General features: G+C 66.7%; 23 protein-coding genes. 12 read left to right on the top strand and 11 right to left on the bottom strand.

The features are described 5' to 3' along the window. The first annotated feature begins 48 nt into the window (after nt 1–48). The 8 genes from coaE (at nt 49) to ASE59_RS14480 (ending at nt 4,579) form a co-directional block, all read left to right on the top strand. Nucleotides 49–645, top strand: coding sequence for a dephospho-CoA kinase (coaE, locus tag ASE59_RS14515; protein WP_056457715.1), 597 nt, complete (start codon nt 49–51; stop codon nt 643–645). A gap of 7 nt (nt 646–652) precedes the next feature. Next, complete coding sequence (dnaQ, locus tag ASE59_RS14510; protein WP_056457712.1) at nt 653–1,339, top strand: DNA polymerase III subunit epsilon; 687 nt, start codon at nt 653–655, stop codon at nt 1,337–1,339. 58 nt (nt 1,340–1,397) lie between these two features. Beyond that, nucleotides 1,398–1,997 (top strand): ribosome hibernation-promoting factor, HPF/YfiA family, encoded by a 600-nt coding sequence (gene hpf, locus ASE59_RS14505; protein WP_056457709.1) that lies wholly within the window; start codon nt 1,398–1,400, stop codon nt 1,995–1,997. A 1-nt stretch (nt 1,998) separates the two neighbouring features. Beyond that, complete coding sequence (locus ASE59_RS14500; RefSeq protein ID WP_056457705.1) at nt 1,999–2,466, top strand: PTS sugar transporter subunit IIA; 468 nt, start codon at nt 1,999–2,001, stop codon at nt 2,464–2,466. Continuing rightward, nucleotides 2,417–2,917 (top strand): PaaI family thioesterase, encoded by a 501-nt coding sequence (locus ASE59_RS14495; protein ID WP_082458480.1) that lies wholly within the window; start codon nt 2,417–2,419, stop codon nt 2,915–2,917. Before ASE59_RS14500 ends, ASE59_RS14495 begins: the two co-directional genes overlap by 50 nt. After that, complete coding sequence (locus ASE59_RS14490) at nt 2,914–3,249, top strand: DUF1491 family protein (protein WP_056457699.1); 336 nt, start codon at nt 2,914–2,916, stop codon at nt 3,247–3,249. The genes ASE59_RS14495 and ASE59_RS14490 overlap by 4 nt, the downstream gene beginning before the upstream one ends. 152 nt (nt 3,250–3,401) lie before the next feature. Beyond that, complete coding sequence (locus ASE59_RS14485) at nt 3,402–4,019, top strand: cell wall hydrolase (protein ID WP_082458479.1); 618 nt, start codon at nt 3,402–3,404, stop codon at nt 4,017–4,019. Nucleotides 4,020–4,081: 62 nt separating this feature from the next. Then, on the top strand, nt 4,082–4,579 hold the full coding sequence (locus ASE59_RS14480; protein ID WP_056457693.1) for an MmcB family DNA repair protein: 498 nt from the start codon (nt 4,082–4,084) through the stop codon (nt 4,577–4,579). Between the two features lie 79 nt (nt 4,580–4,658). Here ASE59_RS14480 and ASE59_RS14475 read toward each other — a convergent pair whose 3' ends face one another. The 6 genes from ASE59_RS14475 to ASE59_RS14450 form a co-directional block, all read right to left on the bottom strand. Continuing rightward, nucleotides 4,659–5,378 (bottom strand): TIGR02186 family protein, encoded by a 720-nt coding sequence (locus tag ASE59_RS14475; RefSeq protein WP_156360098.1) that lies wholly within the window; start codon nt 5,376–5,378, stop codon nt 4,659–4,661. 38 nt (nt 5,379–5,416) lie between these two features. Further along, nucleotides 5,417–6,331: a sulfite exporter TauE/SafE family protein gene (locus ASE59_RS14470; protein ID WP_056457688.1), complete on the bottom strand. Its 915-nt coding sequence runs from the start codon at nt 6,329–6,331 to the stop codon at nt 5,417–5,419. Between the two features lie 47 nt (nt 6,332–6,378). Then, on the bottom strand, nt 6,379–7,356 hold the full coding sequence (locus ASE59_RS14465) for a hypothetical protein (RefSeq protein WP_056457685.1): 978 nt from the start codon (nt 7,354–7,356) through the stop codon (nt 6,379–6,381). Then, nucleotides 7,353–8,744, bottom strand: a complete 1,392-nt coding sequence (locus tag ASE59_RS14460; RefSeq protein ID WP_056457682.1) for a glycosyl transferase family protein — start codon at nt 8,742–8,744, stop codon at nt 7,353–7,355. Before ASE59_RS14460 ends, ASE59_RS14465 begins: the two co-directional genes overlap by 4 nt. A gap of 235 nt (nt 8,745–8,979) precedes the next feature. Then, nucleotides 8,980–9,489, bottom strand: coding sequence for an RcnB family protein (locus ASE59_RS14455; RefSeq protein WP_056457679.1), 510 nt, complete (start codon nt 9,487–9,489; stop codon nt 8,980–8,982). A gap of 264 nt (nt 9,490–9,753) precedes the next feature. Continuing rightward, nucleotides 9,754–10,230, bottom strand: a complete 477-nt coding sequence (locus ASE59_RS14450) for an outer membrane protein assembly factor BamE (protein WP_056457815.1) — start codon at nt 10,228–10,230, stop codon at nt 9,754–9,756. Between the two features lie 116 nt (nt 10,231–10,346). Here ASE59_RS14450 and ASE59_RS14445 point away from each other — a divergent pair, with 116 nt between their 5' ends. After that, nucleotides 10,347–10,859 carry a ubiquinol-cytochrome C chaperone family protein gene (locus ASE59_RS14445; protein WP_056457676.1) on the top strand — a complete coding sequence of 171 codons (513 nt, stop codon included), beginning with the start codon at nt 10,347–10,349 and terminating at the stop codon, nt 10,857–10,859. Further along, nucleotides 10,856–11,374 carry a YceD family protein gene (locus ASE59_RS14440; RefSeq protein ID WP_056457673.1) on the top strand — a complete coding sequence of 173 codons (519 nt, stop codon included), beginning with the start codon at nt 10,856–10,858 and terminating at the stop codon, nt 11,372–11,374. The genes ASE59_RS14445 and ASE59_RS14440 overlap by 4 nt, the downstream gene beginning before the upstream one ends. A gap of 237 nt (nt 11,375–11,611) precedes the next feature. On the opposite strand, the gene ASE59_RS14435 is transcribed toward ASE59_RS14440, so the two are convergent. Continuing rightward, entirely contained in the window at nt 11,612–12,253 is a 642-nt protein-coding gene (locus ASE59_RS14435; protein ID WP_056457669.1) for a TetR/AcrR family transcriptional regulator, read from the bottom strand. Between the two features lie 113 nt (nt 12,254–12,366). Between ASE59_RS14435 and ASE59_RS14430 the strand changes: the two genes are divergently transcribed. Together ASE59_RS14430 and ASE59_RS14425 are read left to right on the top strand one after the other, a co-directional pair. Then, nucleotides 12,367–14,604, top strand: a complete 2,238-nt coding sequence (locus ASE59_RS14430) for a TonB-dependent receptor (RefSeq protein WP_056457666.1) — start codon at nt 12,367–12,369, stop codon at nt 14,602–14,604. A gap of 152 nt (nt 14,605–14,756) precedes the next feature. Continuing rightward, on the top strand, nt 14,757–15,983 hold the full coding sequence (locus ASE59_RS14425) for a spinster family MFS transporter (protein ID WP_056457663.1): 1,227 nt from the start codon (nt 14,757–14,759) through the stop codon (nt 15,981–15,983). A gap of 226 nt (nt 15,984–16,209) precedes the next feature. On the opposite strand, the gene ASE59_RS14420 is transcribed toward ASE59_RS14425, so the two are convergent. The 4 genes from ASE59_RS14420 to pheS all read right to left on the bottom strand — a co-directional run bounded on the left by ASE59_RS14420 (nt 16,210) and on the right by pheS (nt 22,486). Then, nucleotides 16,210–17,781 carry a peptide chain release factor 3 gene (locus ASE59_RS14420; protein ID WP_056457660.1) on the bottom strand — a complete coding sequence of 524 codons (1,572 nt, stop codon included), beginning with the start codon at nt 17,779–17,781 and terminating at the stop codon, nt 16,210–16,212. 309 nt (nt 17,782–18,090) lie between these two features. Continuing rightward, the gene (locus ASE59_RS14415; RefSeq protein ID WP_056457657.1) at nt 18,091–18,960 is read right to left on the bottom strand and encodes an aldose 1-epimerase family protein; all 870 of its coding nucleotides are present in this window, start codon (nt 18,958–18,960) and stop codon (nt 18,091–18,093) included. Then, nucleotides 18,957–21,320 carry a phenylalanine--tRNA ligase subunit beta gene (gene pheT, locus ASE59_RS14410; RefSeq protein ID WP_056457654.1) on the bottom strand — a complete coding sequence of 788 codons (2,364 nt, stop codon included), beginning with the start codon at nt 21,318–21,320 and terminating at the stop codon, nt 18,957–18,959. The genes ASE59_RS14415 and pheT overlap by 4 nt, the downstream gene beginning before the upstream one ends. Beyond that, the gene (gene pheS, locus ASE59_RS14405; RefSeq protein ID WP_056457652.1) at nt 21,317–22,486 is read right to left on the bottom strand and encodes a phenylalanine--tRNA ligase subunit alpha; all 1,170 of its coding nucleotides are present in this window, start codon (nt 22,484–22,486) and stop codon (nt 21,317–21,319) included. The genes pheT and pheS overlap by 4 nt, the downstream gene beginning before the upstream one ends. Nucleotides 22,487–22,515: the final 29 nt, after the last annotated feature.

Raw genomic sequence — 22,515 nt, 5'->3', positions numbered from 1 at the left:
GGAGGGGAGAGATAGAACCGTCCTCGAATGTCGATTGGACCGAGTAGAATGACTCACATCCTCGGCCTGACCGGCTCGATCGGCATGGGCAAGTCGACCGTGGCGGCCATGTTCCGCGATCTCGGCGTGCCGGTGTTCGATGCCGATGCGACCGTCCACGCCTTGGAAGGACCGGGCGGCGCGTTGCTTCCGGCGATCGAAGCCGCCTTCCCCGGGACCACCGGTCCGGCCGGACTTGATCGCCCGACGTTACGCGAACGGATCTTCAACGATCACATGGCACGCCGCCAGCTCGAATCGATCGTCCATCCCGCCGTCGCCGCTGCACGACAGCGCTTCCTCGACGACCATGCCGACGCGCCGCTGGTCGTTCTCGATGTGCCGTTGCTGTTCGAAACCGGCGGCGATGCGCGTTGCGACTCCGTCGCCGTCGTCACCGCCGCCCCGGAGGTTCAGCGCGCCCGCGTCCTTGCCCGCCCAACCATGACCGAGTCGGCCTTTGCCGCGATTCTAGCCTCGCAACTGCCCGACTGCGAAAAACGACAGCGCGCGACGCATCTTATCCACACCGACACCACACTCGCCGCGACCAGGGCGCAGGTCGCCGCGCTCGTCGCTTGCATGGGGGGCGGCGAAGGCGGATAAGGTCTCAATGCGCGAGATCGTGTTCGATACCGAAACCACCGGCTTCAAATTTTCGGAAGGGGACCGGCTGGTCGAGATCGGCTGTGTCGAACTGATCAACCGGGTCGAGACGGGCAATGTCTATCATGCCTATTTCAACCCCGGCCGTTCGATGCCGAAGGAGGCGGAGGCGGTGCATGGCTTGTCCGACGCCTTCCTTTCCGACAAGCCCGCCTTCCACACCGCGATCGACGATCTGCTGGCGTTCATCGGCGATAGCAAGCTGATCGCGCACAATGCGACGTTCGACTTCGGCTTTCTGAACGGCGAACTGGGTGCGTGCGGACGCGATCCGATCTGCCTCACCCGCATGGTCGATACGCTGGCGATGGCGCGCAGCCGGCATCCCGGCGCCAAGCATACGCTCGACGCGCTGTGCGTCCGCTTCGGCATCGACCGCAGCCGCCGTGTGCTGCACGGCGCGCTGCTCGACGCGCAATTGCTGGCGCAGGTCTATGTCGAGCTGATGGGCGGTCGTCAGATCGGCTTCGGTCTCGACGCCTCGCCCGCCATCATGGTGGAAACGGTCGAGACCATCGCCCCTTCGCGGGCGCGGCCGCCGCGCCATTTCGCGCCCAGCGCCGACGAACTGGCGGTCCACGCCGCCTTCGTCGCGACTTTGAAGGATCCGCTTTGGGGCCAGTCGCCAACGTGAGGCGTTGACGCTACCCGCTTTCAGCGGCTCACATGATTTCACAATGACGGAGGATTACATGGACATCCGGGTTTCGGGGCACCAGGTCGACACTGGGGACGCACTGAAGGAGATGGTCCAGGAGCGTCTCCAGGGCATCGCCGACAAATATTTCCAGCGCGCGATTTCGGCGACCGCGACCTTCAGCAAGGGACCGCACGATAACGGCTTCGTCTGCGACATCGTCTGTCACGTCACCCAGGGATTGGTGCTGAAGGGGCATAACAGCGGACAGGAGGCACAGGGCGCGTTCGTCGGTGCCGCCGACAAGATCGAAAAGCAGCTGCGTCGCTACACCCGCCGCCTGAAGGATCGCAACGCGGCGCAGGTCGTGGCGATGAACGAAGCCGGAGGATACGATAACGGCTTCGACAATGCCGGTTACACCGTCTTCAACGGTGGCGAGCAGGAAGAAGAGGAGGTTCCGGATGCCCCCCTCATCATCGCCGAAACCCGCGTCGACGTGCCCGATGCCAGCGTGTCGGATGCGGTGATGATGCTCGATCTGCGCAACACCAACGCGCTGCTGTTCAAGAATAGCGGTACCGGATCGTTCAACATGGTCTATCGCCGTCACGACGGCACGATCGGCTGGGTCGAGCCCAATCGCGCAGCCTGACTTGTACGACTTCCACGATCTTTTGACACCCGAAACGGTGCTGGCGGATAACTCCGCCGGCACCCGCAAGGCGTTGTTCACCCACATCGCCTCCGTCGCCGAACCGGTGACGGGGGTCGATGCGAAGCTGCTCGCCGATCGCATGGCTGATCGCGAGAAGCTGGGCACGACGGCGTTCGGTGGCGGCATCGCCATTCCCCATGCCCGGCTCGATCGACCGGGCGCGGTGCGGGGCGTGTTCGTCCGCCTGGCCCGCCCGATCGATTTGGGTGCGGTCGACGAATTGCCGGTCGACCTGGTCTTTGCGCTGTTCTCCCCCGCCGATGCCGGGGGCGATCATTTGAAGGCGCTCGCCCGCATCTCCCGCGCGCTGCGGGACGCGGCGTTTCGCGCCAAATTGCGTGGGGCTGGTTCGGCTGATGCGCTCTACGCGCTGTTGTCGGGTGTCGAGGCGCGTGACGCTGCCTGAGACGCCCGCCGGCGAAGCGGCGCATTTCCGGGCGTTGGAGGCACTCTATGCCGCCGCGCCGATCAACCGCCTGTTCGATTCCCGGCTGGAAATCGTCGAGGCCGGTGTGGCACGCATCCATTTCACCATCGACGAACGCCATTTCCACGCCGCCGGCGCGGCGCACGGCACGACCTATTTCAAGATGCTCGACGATGCCGCCTTCTACGCGGCAAACAGCCTCGTCACCGATCGTTTCCTGCTGACCACCGCGTTCAACCTCTTGCTCCAACGCCCGCTCGGTCCCGGTCGGGTCATTGCCGAGGGACGATGGGTCAGTGGCAAGCGCCGTGTCTTCATTGCCGACGCGCATCTGATCGACGCCGAGGGTGAGGAAGCGGCACGCGGCACCGGCACGTTCATGAAAAGCCGCATCGCGCTCGCCACCCTGCCTGGCTACGTCCAGGGATGAGCGACTGGCCGACGGCGCTGCGCGTCAACGCCTTTGCGCGCGCTGTCGAACAGGCCGGCGGCAGCGCGATGGTATTGGCGAAGGGCGACCGCGATTCCGGCATCGTCCTGCTGCTCGCCATCGATCGCGACGGCACCGCGCGACTGTTCGAACGCGAGCGCGACCTTGATGGCCGGTCGCGGATCGTCCAGCGCAAACCGGATATGGTGGGTGAAGCGGCGCTGACCGACTATTGGCAGGGGCGCCGCGCCCGCGACCCCGATTTATGGGTAATCGAGGCGATCGTCGCAGCAGTCGAACCGTTGGCCGCTGAAACCCTGTGGGCGAATTGACCTGTTAACCTTTTGGGCCGTACCCGCTCTGCAACGAAGAACAGCGCTGTATCGATCCGGGTCTCGATCGGTGGCGCAGTCGGGGGGCAGGCGCGCAGGTTCCACGTGGAACGGGTTTGGCGCACCGGTTCACCGCACGACAGTGACGACGGATGACGCTGCGCTTCCCCATGGCGGTTCTCGCCGCCATGACCTTTTTCGCCGGACTGGGCGCGCCTCTGTCTGCCGAGGAAACCGCCTCGCCCGGACGCGTTACCAACCTGCCGACCGCGGCAAAGGTTCCCGTACAATTCGCCGCTCGCGCTGAAATCGTTCAGGAAATTGCCAAGCCCGCAATCGCTACCGACACCGACGCCGATTTCTCCACGCTCGACGCCGCCGTCGCCGCGCAAACCGCCACGATCGACGACGAAGAACTCAACTGCCTCGCCATCGGCGTCTATTATGAGTCCAAGGGTGAACCACTCGCCGGACAGCTCGCCGTCGCCGACGTCATCCTCAACCGCACCACCTCGGGCCGGTTTCCTGCCTCGGTCTGCGGCGTCCTGACCCAGCGCGGCCAGTTCTCGTTCGTAAAGGGTGGCCGCTTGCCCGACGTCGATACCAGCCGTCCGGCATGGAAGACCGCGGTCGCCATCGCCCGCATCGCCACGCAGGAGCTGTGGGACAGCCCCGCCGAGGGCGCGCTGTTCTTTCACGCCAGCCGTGTCAGCCCGAAATGGCGTCACACCCGCGTTGCCTCGCTCGGCAACCACATCTTCTATCGGTGATTTGGCGGAAGCCACGACGGAAGGCGCTTCCCTCGTTCGCATAATGTTCCTATAATCTGCCGATGGCCAGCCTAGCCCTCGGCGCCCTGCCGCCCGCACCCGACACCTATCCGCTGATCGCTGCCGAGGTTGCGCGTGGCGTTACCCGCATGTTGCTCGCGCATGATCTGACTGCGATGGCCGAAGTACCCTTGGACGGCGGCCGCCGTGCCGACCTGATGGCGATCGATGCGCGCGGACAGATCGTTATCGTTGAGATCAAGGTATCGCGCGCCGACCTGCTCGGTGACGGCAAATGGACCGACTATCTGGGCCATTGCGACCGCTATTTCTGGGCGGTCCCGGCCGGATTCGACGTAAGTCCGCTGGCTGGCGAAGCATTCCTACCCGATCGCACAGGCATCATCGTCGCCGACCGCTACGAAGCGACCATCCTGCGCGAGGCATCGACCACCCCCCTGCCCGCCCATGTCCGCAAGCGCTGCACCCTCGCCTTCGCCCGCCGCGCCGCCCGGCGCCTGATCGGCGCGATGGACCCGGACGCGATCCAGGGGTTCTAGCGTCGCCACCCCGTTCCGTTCGAGCAGCTTCGAGCGCAGTCGAGAAGCGTCCGTCGAGAACCGCCAACGGATCGACGCGTTAAAACCGCCGCCACAACGCCCCGGCCGCCCAGCCGAACCCGACCGACAACAACACCGCCGCCAGCCCGTACAGCACCGACGCCTGTTCCGCCGCCATCGCCACGAACCGTTCGAACCCCGATTTGCGGATATCGATCTCGCGGACTGCAGCCGCCAGCACCCGCCCGTCGCGGATCAGGAACGTCTCCGCCGTGAACTTTCCCACCGGTACGCGCGCCGGAATGGTGATGTTGGTGCGGTACAGCACGTCGTCGGTGATCTCGACCGCGTTTGGTGCCTCGACATACAGCCCAGCTCGCTCGCGCAGGTCGACGAACCCCTTGGCAAAGCGCGCCTGATCCTCCGCCGACGTACCGGCGCTGGGGGATAGTTGCAGGCTACCGAGCCCCAGTTCGTAGATGGCGCGCGTGCGTTCATCGACGATGCGCCCGATCGGCCGCGCCGACGCGATCGCGTAAAAGGACGGGGCGGAGCGGTAGCGCATGCGGTCGGCGTTGACCCAGATACCGGCAACCTTTTCCTTTTCGCGCACCATGATCGACTCGGGCGGCCCCTTCACCACCACGACCACTTCGGCAGGCGTATCGCCCTGCGGCACCCGCCCGCCGGGATAGAGGATCGCCCCGAACAGCAGCAGTTCCGCGCCGGTAAAGCTGTACGCGATCCGCACGTCGCGGGTCGACACGTCGGGCACCAGCACCGGCGCCGCCGCCGCCATCGTCAGCGGGGCGAGCAGCGCAAGGGTCAGCGCCCGCTTCACGCCGGCTGCACCGTAAAGATCTCATCGGGCCGCCACCCCAGCCCAAGCGCCATGCGAAACGCCACCGCCAGCACGATGATCGCCAGCGCCAGCCGCAGATATTCGGGCTTGGCCCGTTGCGCGAACCGCGCGCCGATCTGCGCGCCGGTAACCGATCCGATCAGCAACAGCACCGCCAGCACGATATCGACCGCCTTGGTCGTCAGCGCATGGACCATCGTCGCTGCGGCGGTCACGAACAGGATCTGGAACAGCGAGGTGCCGACCACTACCCGCGTCCCCATGCCGAGCAGATACAGCATCGCCGGCACGAGGATAAAGCCGCCACCCACCCCCAGCAGCACCGTCAGGATACCAGTTGCGAACCCCAGCAGGAGTGGCGCGAACGGCGAGATATACAGCCCCGACGCATAGAACCGCCAGCGCAAGGGCAACGCCGCGACCAGAGGATGATGCCGCCGCCGGGCCCCGCGCGGCGGGATCGCGCCGCGCAACACCCGCACCGCGCCGATCGCTTCCTTCAGCATCAGGCCACCGATCGATCCGAGCATCACGACGTACAGGATGGCAATGACGGTATCGATTTGCCCGCTTGCTTGCAGCAGGCGGAAAATGCCCGCTCCGGCGATCGACCCCAGCACGCCGCCCGCGACCAGCACCCCACCCATGCGGAAATCGACACCGTCGCGGCGCAGGTGCGCGAACACGCCCGAAACGCTCGCCCCGGTGACCTGGCTGGCGGCCGACGCGGCGGCGACGGTCGGCGGAATGCCGTAGAAGATCAGCAGCGGCGTGGTCAGGAACCCGCCGCCGACCCCGAACATCCCCGACAAAAACCCTACCCCGCCGCCCAGCAGGATGATGACCAGCGCATTGACCGACAGGTTGGCGATGGGAAGGTAGAGATCCATGGCCACTCCGGTTACCGCGTTCGCGGGTCCACGGCCAGCCGCCGCTCCTAAAAGTCGCTGCCCAGCGTCAGCGCCAGCCCCGATCCCGGGGCGGCCTTTCCCGCCACCCGCTGCCGCCAGTCGAGCGACAGTCGCACCGCCTGTTTGCCGATCGGCAGTACCGCGACCGCCGATGGCCCGATATCGACCCGCGCCCCCTCACGCTGCGCCACGCCCCAACTGCCAACGCCCAAGCGCAATTGCCCCGATCCGACCCGGTACAGCGCCCGCGCCGCGCCATCGGCATAGGGCTGCGTCCCCGCGCGCAGCACGACCCCGGCCTGCCCATAGCCCTCGACAACGATCCGCTCGCCTATCGCCCGATCGAGGCCGGCGATCACGCCCAGCCCGGTCCCGTCGCCGCTGCGATCGAGTGCGATCCGTCGTTCGGCGACGACCGCCACCGCGCCCCCGCCCGGCCGCCATTCCAGACCGAACGCAGCCTCACTCCCCTGCCCCGCCAGCGGCGCGGCAACTCGACCGACCACTGCGACCCGGTTGCTGGCGCTGACCGGCAACCGCAGCCGCACCCCGGCCTGCCCGCCGCCCAGCTGCACCGGACCGCCCGTCGCCGACCCGCCACGCACCGCCACCCACGCGCTGCCGCTCAGCCCCGGCCGGGCACGACCCGGCGGCAGATCGGGTCGCGGCAGGACCGGCGCGTCAACAGCCGCGGCAACCGGTTGTGCGACCGCCGGCGCAACCGGCGCAACCAGTGCCAGTTCCACTTGGTCCGTAGGCACCATGACGGACCGCACGATCCGCGCCTGTGGATAAGTCCGTCGAAAACCCTGTGGAAAAACCGAGGGCAGCTTCGGGCCATTTGCGTTCGGCGCGGCTACGACCTTCGGCACCACCAGTCCCGCTGCCCCCCGCGTGACGACCTCCACCGCGTCGGGGAGCAGCAGCACGACGCGCATACCGACCCATCCGGCGGTCACGATCGCCAGAAACCGCACCGGCCGCCCCCGCCCCGGCGCGCTCATGCCGGCAGGTCGGTCGGGAAATGATGCGCGGTCTTGTCCCAGCGCACCGGTTGTCCGCGCAGCAGCGCCGCATAGCGCACCACCGCCCGCCGCGCCGCGAACAGCGCCACGAAATTGCTGACGAACACGCGCGGGATCGATCGCAGCGCCTCGCGCCGGCCATAGGCCCGCCGCACCATTCCGAAGCGCACCGCCATCCGCCACAGGAACAGCGCGACATTGGCATACAGCATCCACAGCATGTCACCGTCGATCGCCGCCGGCTCGCTACCGCGCCACCAATGCACCGCCTCGTCCAGTCCCCAGGCAAGCAGCGCGACATAGGCGATGGCGAGTACCGGAATGGCAAGGATCGTGCGCCGGTCGCGCATCCGCATCCAATGGTCGCGCCAGCCGCGGTGCCAGCCGGTGCGGTCCCATCCCGCCAGCGCTATTCCGGTCATCCAGCGCGCCTTTTGCCGGATCGCGGTGGCGAGCGTCGCCGGGAAATAGGCGCGCACCGCGACCGGCGGCCCCTGCGGCGTTTCGCGCGCATGGACGAACACCCCGCGCCCGCCCAGCGCGCGGACGGTCAGGCCCAGTTCGTAATCCTCGGTCAGGCTGGCTTCGTCGAACGGCACCCCACCGCGCGCCACAGCGATCCGCGCCAGCATCGCGATCGAGATCGCGCAGCCGACCCCGGCGAACGGCAATCCAGCGCCCAAGGCATGGCGCACCGGCAATTGCCTCCCATGCGATTCGGCGAATTCGTCGATATAGTGCCCCGATACCCATCGCGACGCCGGATCGGGCAGCGGCAACACCGGAATCTGCACTGCATCGGCATGGCGCAGCATATGGTCGTACAGCCGCAATTCGCCGGGATGCACGACATCCTCGGCATCATGCAGCACGATCGCGGTGAACGCCCTGCCCTCCGCCGCGCCGTCGGCCAGTACCGCGCGCCAGAGCGCGTTGAGGCAGTCGGCCTTGGTCGTCGGCCCGGGTCGTGGCGTCAGCACCATCCGGACACGCCCGTCCTCCGCCGCCACCGCTCCGATCGCCGCGATCGTCGCCGCATCATTGGGATAGGCCCCGGCATAGAGCCGCCAGTCGGGATGGTCGAACCGGCCAAGCGTCGCGCGCATCATCGCACCGATCACCGCCGCCTCGTCCCATGCCGGCACCAGCACGGCGATCCGCCCGGTACAGGTCGCCAGTGGAAAATCGGCCATCACCGGCACCGTCGATCCGCGCCACCGCCTGCGGATCGCCCGCACCAGATACGCGGCATCGACCGCCAGATCGTCGAGGCCGCCGATCAGGAATCCGACAGCGGCGAACAACATAGTTTCGCGCGCGATACCGTCGATCCACGCGACCGCCGCATCCATGATTGCCCCCAACATGCCCCGTATACGAAGCTATTCGGACAGCCGGCAGCGCGGCAAGCGGTCTCAACCGAAAGCATGAACACCATGGTTAAGATTTTTGTGCGTTGCGAATGAACCGTTGCGAGTCCCGGACGTTCGCAAAACCGGTCCTAAATCCCCTTTCGGGACTGGTGCCCCCGCGCACCGGCCGCGCCGAGCGTACCGACGGCGCGGCCGAACCGCGGGCTTGGTTTGATCCCAGCTCGTTGTTTTACCAATAGAAATTGCGAACGACGTCGATCACCCGCCCGCGCCGGGTATCGACCAGCAGCACGTCGTCATAATGGCGGACCCAGCGCTGCGCCCCACGTGCCGGCGGCAGGCGATACCGGCCCGGCTCGTTCACCCAGTAACGCTGTCCATAAAAGGGACGCCCGACCGCCGCGCCGGGGCGAAATGTTTGATAGCGGAACGGCGCGTTCCAGTTGCCGCGCGCATACTGCCCGCGATGGCCGTTGCGATAGCCGCGCCAGTCGTCGCGCCGCCATTGCCGCTCGCGCAGCGTCTGATGGTAATCGGCCCGCGCCCGGTTCAGGTCGCGGCGTTCCTCGCGAATGTCGCGGCGGCTGCCATACCGCAACGCGCGGTTATACTCCTGCCGGGCGTCCCGATAGTCGGCCCGGTCGCGCCGCAATTCGCGCGCCGATTGCGCGGCGGCAGGTGCGGCCATGGTCGGCACGGCGACCGTCGCGGCCAGCATGGCGAGGATGATCTTACGCATATACTCTCTCCCGTCCTCGGTGGATGACGACGGGATGCCCGAGTCGCGCTGAACGACCGGCGAATGCGCTTGTCAGCTTTTTGAAAGGGTTGGGTAGACCGTTTTCGACGGTTCGCTGTTATTGCACGCTCTCGCGAACGTCATTCCCGCGCAGGCGGGAATCCATATGCGCCGACGTTGCGGATCGATCGCTGGTGCAGCGGTTATGGATCCCCGCCTACGCGGGGATGACGCTAAGGAAGGAGCGAGGCCCCTCCCCAACCCTTATTGCTGGCCCGGTCCCGGTCCACCCGTACCCGGCGCACCAACGGTACCGATATTGCCGAACAGGTCGCTGAAGAAGTTCGATTCGCGGCCCAGTGTCGGCGTCTTCTTGTCCGACGGGCTGATGCCGACGACCTGATCGATACCGGTCCGGTCGATCTTGGTCACGTTGCCCGATGGATCGAAGGTGATCTTCAGCGTCGTCTGGTCGACGGCGCGCGGGCGGTTGAACGCCAGATTGCGGCTGTCGCGCGACAGATAGAACCATTCGCGGTCCGAAAACTGCCCGACGAAGGTCGGGGTGCCCAGCGTCTGCAACACCGACTGGCGGGTATCGACGCCCGGCTGCACCGCGTTGACCAGATCGGGATCGATGACATAGCCCTGATGGCTGCGCAGCTTCGTGCAGCCTCCCAGGCCCGCCGCGGCACAGGCGATCATCAGCGCCACTGCGCCACGGGTGGGGAAGCGAACCATAAAATCTCCGTCCAGCGAACGCGCGACCGGGCCACGCCCGATTGCATCGCGCGGCCACGCGTTCAATATGACGGACCCGCGTTATCCACAAGCGCGCCTTTGTCTGCCGGAGAGTCATGCGCCTGCCACGCCTGTTCCGTCGCGCGCCGCCCCCACGCGTCGCCGCCACCCTGTACGACGCGGTCGTCGCGCGCGGGCGGCAACCGCATTGGTATCTGGAGGGCCAGGTGCCCGACACGCTCGACGGCCGGTTCGACATGATCGCCGCGATCCTCGCCATGGTCATGCTGCGACTGGAAGGCGAGGGGGCAGGGGCCGCGCCCGCCGCGTCGCTCGCCGAATGTTTCGTCGACGACATGGACGGGCAACTGCGCCAGATCGGTTTCGGCGACATGGTCGTCGGCAAGCATATCGGGCGGATGATGGCGATGCTCGGCGGGCGACTGGGCGCGTATCGTGACGGGCTGGTCGACGGTTCGTTCGAAGCGGCGCTGGTCCGCAACCTCTATCGCGGCGTCGAACCCGATGCCCATGCGCTCGTTTACGTCGCGGCACATCTGCGCCGGCTGCGCGCCGCGCTCGATACCGTATCGGTCGACGATCTTCTTGCTGGAAAGCTGCCCGAATGACCCCCGAATTCCACCGCCCCGTCCGCATCGACCAGATCGGGGAGGGCGAATTGAAACAGCACATCGCCGCCGATGCCGACGAACGCCGCCGCCTGATGGGCCGCTTCGGCCTGCTCGCGCTCGATTCGCTCGAGGCGGACTACAGCCTGCGCCGCGATGCCGCCGGCATCGTCGCCACCGGTCGGCTGACGGCCGAGGTCGCGCAGCCTTGCGTCGCCAGCGGCGAACCGGTGCCCGAGTCGGTCGACGAATCCTTCACGCTGCGCTTTTTGCCCGAAGGCAGCGTGGAGAGCGGCGAACTCGAACTCGACGACGACGCCATGGACACGATGTTCTATGCCGGGTCATCGATCGACCTCGGCGAAGCCGCCGCCGAAACGCTCGCGCTCGCGCTCGATCCCTACCCACGCAGCCCCCATGCCGAAGAAGCGTTGCGCGCCGCAGGCGTGCTGAAGGAGGAAGAGGCGGGGCCGCTGTCGGCGCTTGGCGGCCTCAAGGACCTGCTCAAGAAATAGGGTTCGCGCGAAGGGCGCGAAGATCGGATTTCGCGCAGAGGCGCGGAGGCGCAGAGAAGGGCAGGGCGGTCGCTGCGAAGCAGCCCTCTTTTCCCGCCACCAAAAAGCGAGCCGTCTGCCGTTCGCGGAGGTCACGCCCGGCGCACAACCCCTCCGCGTCTCCGCGTCTCCGCGTCTCCGCGTCTCCGCGTCTCCGCGTCTCCGCGCCTCCGCGCCTCCGCGCCTCCGCGCGAACCCCTAATCTTCCTTCTTCGCGCCTTCGCTTGAACCAACCATCCCCCGCGCCAGCAACACTGCGACCGCGTCGGCCACATCCTCCGGCGAACGATCCTCGTCCCACACGCCGTAGCGCAGCCCCAGAAACACGTTCATGCCCATGATTGCCCAGGCATGGATTTCGGACACCTTGTCCGAAACCTCGCCCCGTTCCGCCGCCGCACGCAGCCGCGCCGCGATCCGGTCGGCGGTCGTCGAATAATGCAGGCGGAAGCTCGCTGGATCGACGAACTCGGCCTCGTCGATGATCCGATAGATTTCCTTGTGCGCGCGGACGAAGCGGATGAATTCCAGCAACCCGGCCCGCTCCGCCGCAATCTGCCCGTCGGCCTCGCGAATCGCCGGTGCGACATGATCGCGCACCTGTGCCGACATATCGGCGACCAGCGCCCGGAACACCGCGTCCTTCGAATCGAAATAGGTGTAGAAACTGCCCAGCGCCACACCGGCGCGCCGCGTAATCCCGCTGATCGATCCTTCGTGAAACCCCCTTTCCCCGAACTCGGCGGCGGCGGCGTCGAGGATCGTGCGACGCGTGCGACGACCGCGTTCGGTGCGCGGCATCTTGTCGTCGCCGCTGCTGCTCGCCCCCGTCTCGGCCATAAATTTCCTCCCCGGTCCGGGCGGAAGTTGAAACCCGGTTCAGCTTTCAGTATAGCCAAGCGCAACGACGTACAACCCGGCCAAATGGGTGGCGTCCATGCAGGGAGAGGTCGATGCGTCGCACGTTCGGAATCCGCGCCGGTTTGCTGATGGGGGCGGCACTCGTCACCGCACCGGCGCTTGCGCAAACCACCGAAACGCCACCCGAAACCCCCGCCGAAACGGCATCGGTGGTCGAGGATCAGGGCGATGGCGACATCGTCGTCACTGCCCGCCGTCGCGCCGAAAGCGTGATCGACGTGCCGATCGCCATGTCGGTCGTGACCGGCGATCAACTGACCCGCACCGGCGCGGTCGACATCACCGCGTTGCAGGACAAGACCCCCAACCTGACGCTGCAAATCGCGCGCGGTTCCAATTCCACCCTGATCGCGTTCAGCCGCGGCGTCGGCCAGCAGGATCCGCTCTGGGGCTTCGAACCCGGCGTCGGCCTGTATCTCGACGACGTCTATGTCGCCCGCCCGCAGGGCGCGGTGCTCGATATCTTCGACGTCGAACGGGTCGAGGTGCTGCGCGGGCCGCAGGGCACGCTCTATGGCCGCAACACCATCGGCGGCGCGATCAAATATGTGACCAAGCGGCTCGGCAACGACTTCGTCGGCACCGCGCGCGCCTCCTATGGCGCCTATAACCAGCTCGACCTGATCGGGCAGGTGACGGTGCCGCTGGGCGACACGTTCTCGATCGGCGGCGCGGTCGCGCGGTACAAGCGCGACGGATACGGCACCAACCTGACCACCGGCGCCGACCAGTATGACAAGGACGTGCTGGCCGCGCGCGTTTCGGCCGAATGGACCCCGACCGACAGCATCTTCGTGCGCCTCGCCGGCGATCGCACGCTCGACAAGTCGAACCCGCGCCACGGCACCCGACTGCTCGGGAACGGCACCGACGCCCGCTATGCGCCGACCGCCAGCGTCTACGACACCCGCGCGGGGATCGGCGACCGCAACCGCGTCGTGGCGCAGGGCCTGTCACTGACCGGCGAGTTCCAGTTATCCGACCTGCTGACCTTCAAATCCATCAGCGCCTATCGCGAAGGTGCCACCAACACCGTCATCGATTTCGACAACACCGCGCTGCCGACCTTGGACGTGCCCGCCGAATATGACGACTGGCAATTCACGCAGGAACTGCAACTGCTGATCGAGGGCGATCGGGTGCAGGGCGTCGTCGGCCTCTATTACCTCAACGCCGATGCGTCGGGCGCGTTCGACACCGTGCTCGGCGGCCTCAACCTGACCACGCTGACCTCAGGACAGGTCAGGACCAAAAGCTATGCTGCGTTCGGCGACGTCAGCTACGACCTGACCGACCGGCTGAAGGTCTCGGCGGGCCTGCGCTATACCAAGGATGACAAGACCGGCACGGTGTTCCGCCGCAACTATACCGGCATCCGTTCGCCCCGCTTCGGCAATGCCGCCGCCGTGCCGGGGCTGATCCGCACCGATTACACCAACGACCGCAGCTTCGACCAGTTCACCCCGCGTGTCTCGATCAGCTACGAGCCGCGTCAGGATCTGAACCTCTACGCGTCATGGGGCAGGGGGTTCAAATCAGGCGGCTTCGACATGCGCGGCGACGCGGTGTTCACGCCGACGACCGTCAATGGCTACGACCCCGAAAAGATCACCAGCTACGAAATCGGCATGAAGGGCGCGTTCCTCGACCGCACACTGTTCCTCAACATGGCCGGCTATTATTCACGCTATACCGACCAGCAAGTCACCATTCAGGTGCCCAATGTGAATGGCGGCATCGCCAGCTTCGTCGACAATGCCGGTAAGGCGGACATCTACGGCCTGGAGATCGAGGGGCGGATGGTCCCGTCGCGCAATTTCTCGGCGCAGGTATCGTTCGGCTACACCAATGCCGACTACAAGGAATTCCTGACCTTCATCGGCGGCGGCACCACGCCGGTCGACGTCTCGAACCAGCGCGTGTTCCAAAATACACCCGAATTCACCGCCGCCGCCTCCTTCACCGCCTCGACCGATTTCGCTGGTGGATCGCTGTCGGTAACGCCCGAAGTGACGCTGCGCAGCGATTACGCGCTGTTCGAAATCCCGACGCCCGCGCTCGATCAGGACGGCTATGCGCTGGTCAACGCCTCGGCCAACTGGATTTCGGGCGATGGCCGCTACCGGATCGGCATGGCGCTGCGCAACCTGACCGACCAACGCTATCGGGTCGGGGGCTACAACTTCCCCGGCGCGCTCTTCGGCAATTCGATCATCGGCTATTACGGCCCGCCCCGCACCGCGACCGCCACGTTCGAGGTGCGCTTCTAAATCCTCCCCACTTTGTGGGGAGGGGGACCGCCGCGAAGCGGTGGTGGAGGGGGGTGTCCCCAGTCGCAACGGCGGTGGAGGTGGCGCCCCCCCTCCACCATGCTACGCATGGTCCCCCTCCTCGCGGAGCGGGGAGGAGTTAGAGGGCCGACATGAAAAACCCCCGCATCACCCTCGCCATGTTGCTGCTGGTCTACAGCTTCAACTTCCTCGACCGACAGATCCTCGCAATCCTCGCCCAACCAGTCCAGCGCGACCTCGGCCTCGACGACGGGCAGATGGGGATGCTCGGCGGCATCGCCTTCGCCGCGCTCTATTCGACGCTGGCGATCCCCCTCGCACTGGTCGCCGACCGCACCAGCCGCACCTGGGTCATCACCATCAGCCTCGCCGTATGGAGCGCCTTCACCACGCTGTGCGGCACCGCGCAGAATTTCACCCAGATGTTCCTGTACCGCCTCGGCGTGGGGGTAGGGGAGGCGGGCGGCGTCGCCCCGTCCTATGCGCTGATCGCCGACACCTTCCCCCCCGAACGCCGCGCCCGCGCGCTCGCCATCTATTCGCTCGGCATCCCCTTGGGCGCGGCCGGCGGGGTGCTGCTCGGCGGCTATATCGCGCAGGCGGTGGAATGGCGCACCGCCTTCTACACCGTCGGGTTGGCTGGCATCGTCATTGCCCCGTTCTTCCGCTGGATCGTCAAGGATCCGCCGCGTGCCACCGCCAGCGCCGACCGTATCCCGGTCGGCCGCGTGTTCGGCATCTTGGCCGCCAAGCCCAGTTTCTGGCTGCTCGCCTTCGGCGCGGCGGCGGGGTCGATGTGCGGCTATGGCGTCGGCTTCTGGCTGCCCAGCCTGATGATGCGCAGCTTCGGCCTCGACCTGATCCAGACCGGCCAGTTCTTCGGCGCGCTGCTCTTGAGTGGCGGCGTGGCGGGCATCCTGCTTGGCGGCTCACTCGGTGACCGGCTGGGTCAACGCAACAAGCGCTGGTATGCGCTGCTGCCCGCACTCTGCTACATCCTTGGCACGCCGTTGTTCATTGCCGGCGTGTTGTCGAGCGGCTGGCTCGCCGCCTTCGCGCTGTTCGTGATCCCGCAGGCACTGGTCTATGTCTGGCTCGGCCCGGTCCTGACCGCCGTCCAGCACCTCGTGCCAGCGCACATGCGCGCCACCGCCTCGGCCTGTTTCCTGCTCATCAACAACCTGATCGGGCTGGGTCTGGGCAGTTGGGTCGTCGGCCAGCTGTCGAAGGGACTCGCCCCGACCTTCGGCAGCGAATCGCTGCGCTACGCCATCGCCGCCGCACTGTGCCTGTATCTGGTCGCCGGCGCCCTGATGGCACTCGCCAGCCGCCGGCTCGGTCGCGACTGGGTAGCGTGATCTGGTTCACGCGAAGGCGCGAGGAAGAGGAAAAGTAGATTTCGCGCAGAGGCGCAAAGGACGCAGAGAAGGCACTTGCCGCGGCAGCGGCTTTCAAACCAAGTGGCAGCGGATGCGGGGCTTCGCCGGATCGCTGTCAGTCCCCGCGAGCGCCACCCCTTTGCGTCCTCTGCGCCTCTGCGCGAATCAAACTTCTTCGTGCCTCCGCGCCTTCGCGTGAAACCCTCTACCGCTCCCGAGTCGCCGCGAACGTCACCTTGGAATACCGATCGGCAATATACCCGACCTCCCAAGCGCTCTTCGCCAGGAACACCGGATTGCCGTCGCGATCCTTCGCCATCGCCGAACGATGCAGGTCGGTGAACGCCTTCAGATCCGCCGGATCGCCCGCCGAAATCCACCGCGCGGTCTCGAACGGCGCCATTTCCAGCCCCGCCGCGACCTTGTATTCGACATCAAGCCGGCTCAGCAGCACTTCGAGCTGCAACTGCCCGACCACCCCGATCACCCAGTTCGACCCGATATCGGGATAGAAGACCTGCGTGACGCCTTCCTCGGCCATGTCGTCCAGCGCCTTGCGCAACTGCTTGGTCTTGGTCGGATCCTTCAGCACCACGCGGCGCAGGATTTCCGGCGCGAAGTTCGGCAGCCCGGTAAAGCGGACATCCGCCCGCTCCGACAGCGTATCGCCGACGCGCAGCGTCCCATGGTTGGGAATACCGATGATGTCACCCGGATAGGCTTCGTCCGCCAGTTCGCGTTCGCGCGCGAAGAACAGGATCGGCGAATGGATCGCGATCGGCTTGCCATGGCCGGTCGGGGTCAGCTTCATGCCGCGCTTGAACGTCCCCGAACACAGCCGCATGAACGCGATCCGGTCGCGGTGATTGGGGTCCATGTTCGCCTGCACCTTGAACACGAACCCGGTGACGCGATCGTCGGTCGGATCGACCGGGGCGGGTTCGGCCGGCTGCGGGCGGGGCGGGGGGGCGTGGCGGGCGATCGCGTCGATCAGCGAATCGACGCCGAACTCCTTCAGCGCCGACCCGAAATAGACCGGGGTCAGATCGCCCGCACGGTACGCCGCACCGTCGAACGCGGCATAGCCACCGGTCGCCAGCTCAGCCTCTTCGCGAAGCCGCTCGGCCCCTTCCGCCGACAGCACCGCATCGATCCGTTCGTCGTCTAGGCCGCTGAACTGCTCGACCTTGCCCTGAAAATCCTTGGTCCCGACCTCGGGCTGCAACAGCCGGTTGTCGACCAGGTCGTAGATACCTTCGAACTGCCCGCCCATGCCCGCCGGCCACGTCATCGGGCATACGTCGAGTTGCAGCATGTCGGCGACTTCATCGAGCAGCGCGAACGGGTCGCGGCCCTCGCGATCGACCTTGTTGACGAAGGTGATGATCGGCACGCTGCGCAACCGGCACACTTCGAACAGCTTGCGCGTCTGCGGCTCGATGCCCTTCGCGGCGTCGATCACCATCACCGCCGAATCGACCGCGGTCAGCGTGCGATAGGTGTCTTCGCTGAAGTCTTCGTGGCCCGGCGTGTCGAGCAGGTTGAAGGTCAGGCCGTTCCGCTCGAACGTCATCACCGACGACGTGACCGAAATCCCGCGCTGTTGCTCGATCTTCATCCAGTCCGACCGCGCCCGCCGCGCGGCCCCGCGCGCCTTGACCTCGCCCGCCAGATGGATCGCACCGCCGAACAGCAGCAGCTTTTCGGTCAGCGTGGTCTTGCCGGCGTCGGGGTGGGAAATGATCGCAAAAGTGCGGCGATCGGAAATATGGTCCATCGCCGGCCTTTAGGGCTGCACGGGGGAGGCGGCAAGATTCGGCTTCGTGCGAGGGTAGGAAGAAGGGGGGTTCACGCGAAGGCGCGAAGGCGCGGAGTGAAAAAGGTAGATTTCGCGCAGAGGCGCAGAGGAGTTGCGCAAGGTCGAGCCGGCAGCGTTCGGGAGACCGCTTCTATCCCCTGCAACGAGCGAGAAAGCCGCTGTCGCGGCGGAGCCGTACCGCGAGCGTAACCCCTCTGCGCCTCCGCGCCTCTGCGCGAAATCCAACCTGACTTCTTCTCTTCGCGTCTCCGCGCCTTCGCGTGAAAATCAATCTTCCAACGTGACCGACATCGCCGCCCGATGCGACTGTCCCGGCGCAACCCGATGGATGCCGGGCTTGTCGAAGATATCCCCCGCAAACCCCTCCGGATCGGCAATCCCGTCCCACGGCTCGATACAGACGAAGCTGGCACCCGGCTTCGTCCAGATGCCCAGCTTCGGCATCCCCGAAAAATCGACCCGCAGCTGTGGCCCGTCTTCCGCCCCATAGCGCACCCAGGTGCTTCGAACCGGATCGAAAACCAGCGCATCCCGCGCGAACAATGCGTCGGTCAGCGTCAACACCCGATCGACGACCGGATCGGGCCGCCGCTCCGGCGCGATCGTTCCGTTGTCCGCAATCGCGGCCACCGTGCCAACTTCCGCGTCCGAAAACACCATCCGATGCTCCGCACGCGGCCGGCCATAAGGCAGCGGCCATGCGAACGCCGGATGGAAGCCGATGCTCGCCGGCAGGTCGCGATCGCCGGTATTCGTCACCGTCACCTCGCTATGAAGGGTAGCGCCGTCCAGCCGATGTTCCACGTGAAGCATGAACGCGAACGGATACACCTTCCGAGTTTCCGCATCGTCGACCAGTTCGAACCGGACGGAAGTGTCGCTATGTGCAACCTTCGCAAACTTCCGCCGCCGCGCAAACCCGTGCTTGGCCATGTGGAAGACCTCGCCATCGACATGATAGCGATCGTCCTGCACCGCGCCGATGATCGGGAACAGGATCGGTGCATGGCCGGTCCAGAACGCCGGATCGGCATTGGTCATCAGCTCGTGGCCCGTTGCATCCTTGATCGAATGCAGCTCGGCACCCAGCGGTTCGACCGCCACGGTCAGCGTGCCATTGCTCAGGGTCACGGTCATGCGCGCAGGTTCCCGCCGATCTTGGTCGCCGCAGCGACGATCTTGTCCGATACCGCCTTCAACTCGGCATCGGTGAAGCTCTTCGCTCCCGGCTGCAACGTGACCTCGATCGCAAGGCTCTTATGCCCCGGCTCGACGCCAGCGCCCGCGAACACGTCGAACAGCCGCGCATCGACGATCGCTGCCTTGTCCGCACCGCGCACCGCGCGCACCAGCTGGTCGCCGGTGACGCCGTCGGCCACCACGAAGGCGAAGTCGCGGGTCACCGCCTGCAACGCCGGCGGCGCATAGGCCCCGCGCATCGCCCCGCCACCGCGCTTCGCCGGCAGCGCATCGAGATACAGCTCGGCCGCGACCGTGCCCGCCGGCAGGTCGAACGCCCTGGCCAGCGTCGGGTGCAGCACGCCGAAGCTCGCCAGCACAGTCTTCGGCCCCAGCCGCAGCGTCGCCGACTGCCCCGGATGATAGACGTCGCCCGGCGCCTCCATCACCTGCAGGTTGCCGACCGGCGCCCCCGCCGCTTCGAGCAGCGCCAGCAACTCGCCCTTCGCATCGAACGCATCGAAGCCCTGCGCCCTGCCCCCGCGCCAACCGCGTGGGGACCGCTCGCCCGCGAAGACGATACCCAGCGTCATCCGCTCGGCATCGGCCAGATAGCGCCGCCCGATCTCGAACAGCTTCACGCTAGACTGGCCGCGCTTCAGGTTGCGACCCGCCGCACTCAACAGGCCAGGCAGCAGCGATGGCCGCATGATCCGCATGTCGTTGGCGATCGGATTGACGACCTCCCACGCACCGCCACCGAACGGTGCGGCTTCGTCCTCGGCGATGAAGCTCCACGTAATCGCCTCGGCCAGCCCGCGCGCCGCCGCCGCCCGCCGGATGCGCCGCTCCAGCTTCTGTTCGGCCGTCGCGGTCGGCACGGCGACACCCGCCGGCCGGTCGAGCGGGGTGGAGGGGACCTTGTCCAGCCCCTCGATCCGGATCACTTCCTCGACCAGATCGGCGGTGCCGTCGATATCGCGCCGCCACGACGGCACGGTCACCTGCCAGCCATCGCCGACCGTGAAGCCCAGCCGTTCGAGGATATCGCGCTGCCGGTCCTCGGCCACGTCCAGCCCGCCCAGCGTTGCCACCCGCTCCGGCTGGTGCGTGATCGTGCGCGGCGCGACCGGCGGCGATCCCGCCTTGGTCACACCGCTGGCGGTGCCGCCGCACAATTGCAGCACATAATGGGTCGCGATGGCGAGGCCCTGATCCAGAAACGCCGGATCGACCCCGCGTTCGAACCGGGTGCGCGCATCGCTGGTCAGCGCCAGCTTCTGACCCGTCCGCGCGATCGCTTCCGGCGTGAAGTACGCGCATTCGATCAGGACGTCGGTGGTCGTCTCCGACACGCCCGAATGCTCGCCGCCCATGATCCCGCCGATATCGTGCACGGCGGCATCGTCGGCGATCACCGTCTCGCCACCGGCCAGCGTGTACGTCTTGCCGTTCAGTGCCCCGACGCTCTCACCCGGCTGCGCCGTCCGCGCGACCAGCCCGCCGTTCAGCTTGGCAAGGTCATAGACATGCAGCGGCCGCCCCAGATCGAACATCACGTAATTGGTGATGTCGACCAGCGTCGAAATCGGCTTCTGCCCGATCGCATTGAGCCGCTTGCGCATCCAGTCGGGCGATTCGCCATTGGTCAGGCCGCGCACCGCCTGCGCATAGAAGGCCGGACAGCCCGCTTCATCCTCGACCTGCACGTCGGGGCCATCGCCTTCGCCCGCGACGACCGGCACCGCCAGTGGCTTGAGCGTGCCGTATCCCGCCGCCGCCAGATCGCGCGCGATCCCGCGCACGCCCATGCAATCCTGCCGGTTCGGCGTGACGCTGACGTCGATGACCGGATCGTCCAGTCCGGCATAGGCGGGGAAGGGGGTGCCGACCGGCGCGTCGTCGGGCAGTTCGATGATCCCCTCATGATCCTCGCCCAGTTCCAATTCGCGGGTCGAACACATCATGCCGTTCGATTCGACGCCGCGGATCGCTGCGACCTTCAGCACCATGCCATTGGCCGGCACCGTCGCGCCGGGCATCCCGAACACACCGACCAGCCCCGCACGGGCATTGGGTGCGCCGCACACCACCTGCAACGGACCGTCGCCGGCATCGACCGACAACACCTGCAGCTTGTCCGCCTGCGGATGCCGTTCGGCGCTGAGAACGCGGGCGACGCGGAATGCGGCCAGCTTCTCGCCCGGATTCTCGACGCCCTCGACCTCCAGCCCGATCGCGTTCAGCGCGCCCAGGATCGTGTCGAGCGTCGCATCGGTGTCGAGATGCTGCTGGAGCCAGCCATAGGTGAACTTCATGCCGTCACTCCCCCCGACAGCGTGGGAACGTCCAGCGCCGAGAATCCATAATGTTTGAGCCAGCGCAGATCGCCGTCGAAGAACGGCCGCAAATCGTCCATGCCGTATTTCAGCATCGCCAGCCGGTCGACGCCGGTGCCGAATGCAAAGCCCTGCCACTCGTTGGGGTCCAGCCCGCACGCCGCGATGACCTTGGGGTGGACCATACCGCTGCCCAGCACCTCCATCCAGCCGCCATTGCCCTTGGTCGGATCACCGCCGACCACGCGCCGGCCCTTCTCCAGCGTATAACCGATATCGACCTCCGCCGACGGTTCGGTGAACGGGAAATAGCTGGGGCGCAGGCGCAGGACGATGTCGTCGCGCTCGAAATAGGCCTTTAGGAACGTCTCCAGCGTCCATTTGAGATGCCCCATATGGATGCCGCGATCGATCACCAGCCCTTCGATCTGGTGGAACATCGGCGTGTGGGTCGCGTCGCTGTCGCTGCGATAGACCCGGCCCGGCGCGATGATGCGGATGGGCGGCTTTTGCGCCATCATCGTGCGGATTTGCACCGGACTCGTATGCGTGCGCAGGACGTAGCGTTCGGGCGCGCCGGTGGCGGAGCCACCGTCGTCGGACGCTGCTTGGGCAGCGCCGGCCGCGCTTGCGGTTTCCTCGCCCTGCGGGCTTCGGCGCTGCGCGTAGAACGTGTCGTGCATTGCCCGCGCCGGATGCGTTTCGGGAATGTTGAGCGCGGTGAAATTGTGCCAGTCGTCCTCGATCTCCGGCCCCGTCGCCACGGCGAAGCCCAGATCGGCGAAAATCTCCGCCAGTTCGTCCATCACCTGGCTGACGGGATGGACCCCGCCCGGCGCCGGGCGGTCGACCGGCAACGTCAGGTCGACCCGCTCGCTCGCCAGCTTCGCCGCCAGCGCCTTCGCCTCCAGATCGGCCTTGCGCGCACCGATCGCGTTCGTCACCGCCTCGCGCAGCGCATGGATGCCCGGCGCCACCGTCTGGCGTTCCTCGGGCGACAGCGCGCCCAGCGTCTTCAGCAGGCCGGTAATCGCCCCCTGCTTGCCCAGCGCATGAACACGCACCGCCTCCAGCGCGTCGACGCCGGCAGAGGCATCGATGGCGGCGAGCAGGTCGGCACGCAATTGGTCGAGATCGGGGGTCACGGTCGCTCCGCTGGTCTGGATATGGAGCG

It is taken from the genome of Sphingomonas sp. Leaf10 (genome assembly GCF_001421245.1).
GTDB lineage: Bacteria > Pseudomonadota > Alphaproteobacteria > Sphingomonadales > Sphingomonadaceae > Sphingomonas.
The sequence above is the reverse complement of the archived record's forward strand: the minus strand, read 5'-3'. Positions and strand labels throughout refer to the sequence as shown.

Coding starts and splice junctions, on each gene's coding strand:
- ASE59_RS14485 (WP_082458479.1), top strand. CDS start 3,402: ATGACGCTGCGCTTCCCCATGGCGGTTCTCGCCGCCATGACCTTTTTC.
- hpf (WP_056457709.1), top strand. CDS start 1,398: ATGGACATCCGGGTTTCGGGGCACCAGGTCGACACTGGGGACGCACTG.
- ASE59_RS14455 (WP_056457679.1), bottom strand. CDS start 9,489: ATGCGTAAGATCATCCTCGCCATGCTGGCCGCGACGGTCGCCGTGCCG.
- ASE59_RS14430 (WP_056457666.1), top strand. CDS start 12,367: ATGCGTCGCACGTTCGGAATCCGCGCCGGTTTGCTGATGGGGGCGGCA.
- ASE59_RS14435 (WP_056457669.1), bottom strand. CDS start 12,253: ATGGCCGAGACGGGGGCGAGCAGCAGCGGCGACGACAAGATGCCGCGC.
- ASE59_RS14425 (WP_056457663.1), top strand. CDS start 14,757: ATGAAAAACCCCCGCATCACCCTCGCCATGTTGCTGCTGGTCTACAGC.
- ASE59_RS14495 (WP_082458480.1), top strand. CDS start 2,417: ATGCGCTCTACGCGCTGTTGTCGGGTGTCGAGGCGCGTGACGCTGCCT.
- ASE59_RS14415 (WP_056457657.1), bottom strand. CDS start 18,960: ATGACCGTGACCCTGAGCAATGGCACGCTGACCGTGGCGGTCGAACCG.
- ASE59_RS14450 (WP_056457815.1), bottom strand. CDS start 10,230: ATGGTTCGCTTCCCCACCCGTGGCGCAGTGGCGCTGATGATCGCCTGT.
- ASE59_RS14420 (WP_056457660.1), bottom strand. CDS start 17,781: ATGGACCATATTTCCGATCGCCGCACTTTTGCGATCATTTCCCACCCC.
- ASE59_RS14470 (WP_056457688.1), bottom strand. CDS start 6,331: ATGGATCTCTACCTTCCCATCGCCAACCTGTCGGTCAATGCGCTGGTC.
- ASE59_RS14445 (WP_056457676.1), top strand. CDS start 10,347: ATGCGCCTGCCACGCCTGTTCCGTCGCGCGCCGCCCCCACGCGTCGCC.
- pheT (WP_056457654.1), bottom strand. CDS start 21,320: ATGAAGTTCACCTATGGCTGGCTCCAGCAGCATCTCGACACCGATGCG.
- ASE59_RS14490 (WP_056457699.1), top strand. CDS start 2,914: ATGAGCGACTGGCCGACGGCGCTGCGCGTCAACGCCTTTGCGCGCGCT.
- coaE (WP_056457715.1), top strand. CDS start 49: ATGACTCACATCCTCGGCCTGACCGGCTCGATCGGCATGGGCAAGTCG.
- ASE59_RS14440 (WP_056457673.1), top strand. CDS start 10,856: ATGACCCCCGAATTCCACCGCCCCGTCCGCATCGACCAGATCGGGGAG.
- ASE59_RS14480 (WP_056457693.1), top strand. CDS start 4,082: ATGGCCAGCCTAGCCCTCGGCGCCCTGCCGCCCGCACCCGACACCTAT.
- ASE59_RS14475 (WP_156360098.1), bottom strand. CDS start 5,378: ATGGCGGCGGCGGCGCCGGTGCTGGTGCCCGACGTGTCGACCCGCGAC.
- dnaQ (WP_056457712.1), top strand. CDS start 653: ATGCGCGAGATCGTGTTCGATACCGAAACCACCGGCTTCAAATTTTCG.
- ASE59_RS14460 (WP_056457682.1), bottom strand. CDS start 8,744: ATGTTGGGGGCAATCATGGATGCGGCGGTCGCGTGGATCGACGGTATC.
- ASE59_RS14465 (WP_056457685.1), bottom strand. CDS start 7,356: ATGAGCGCGCCGGGGCGGGGGCGGCCGGTGCGGTTTCTGGCGATCGTG.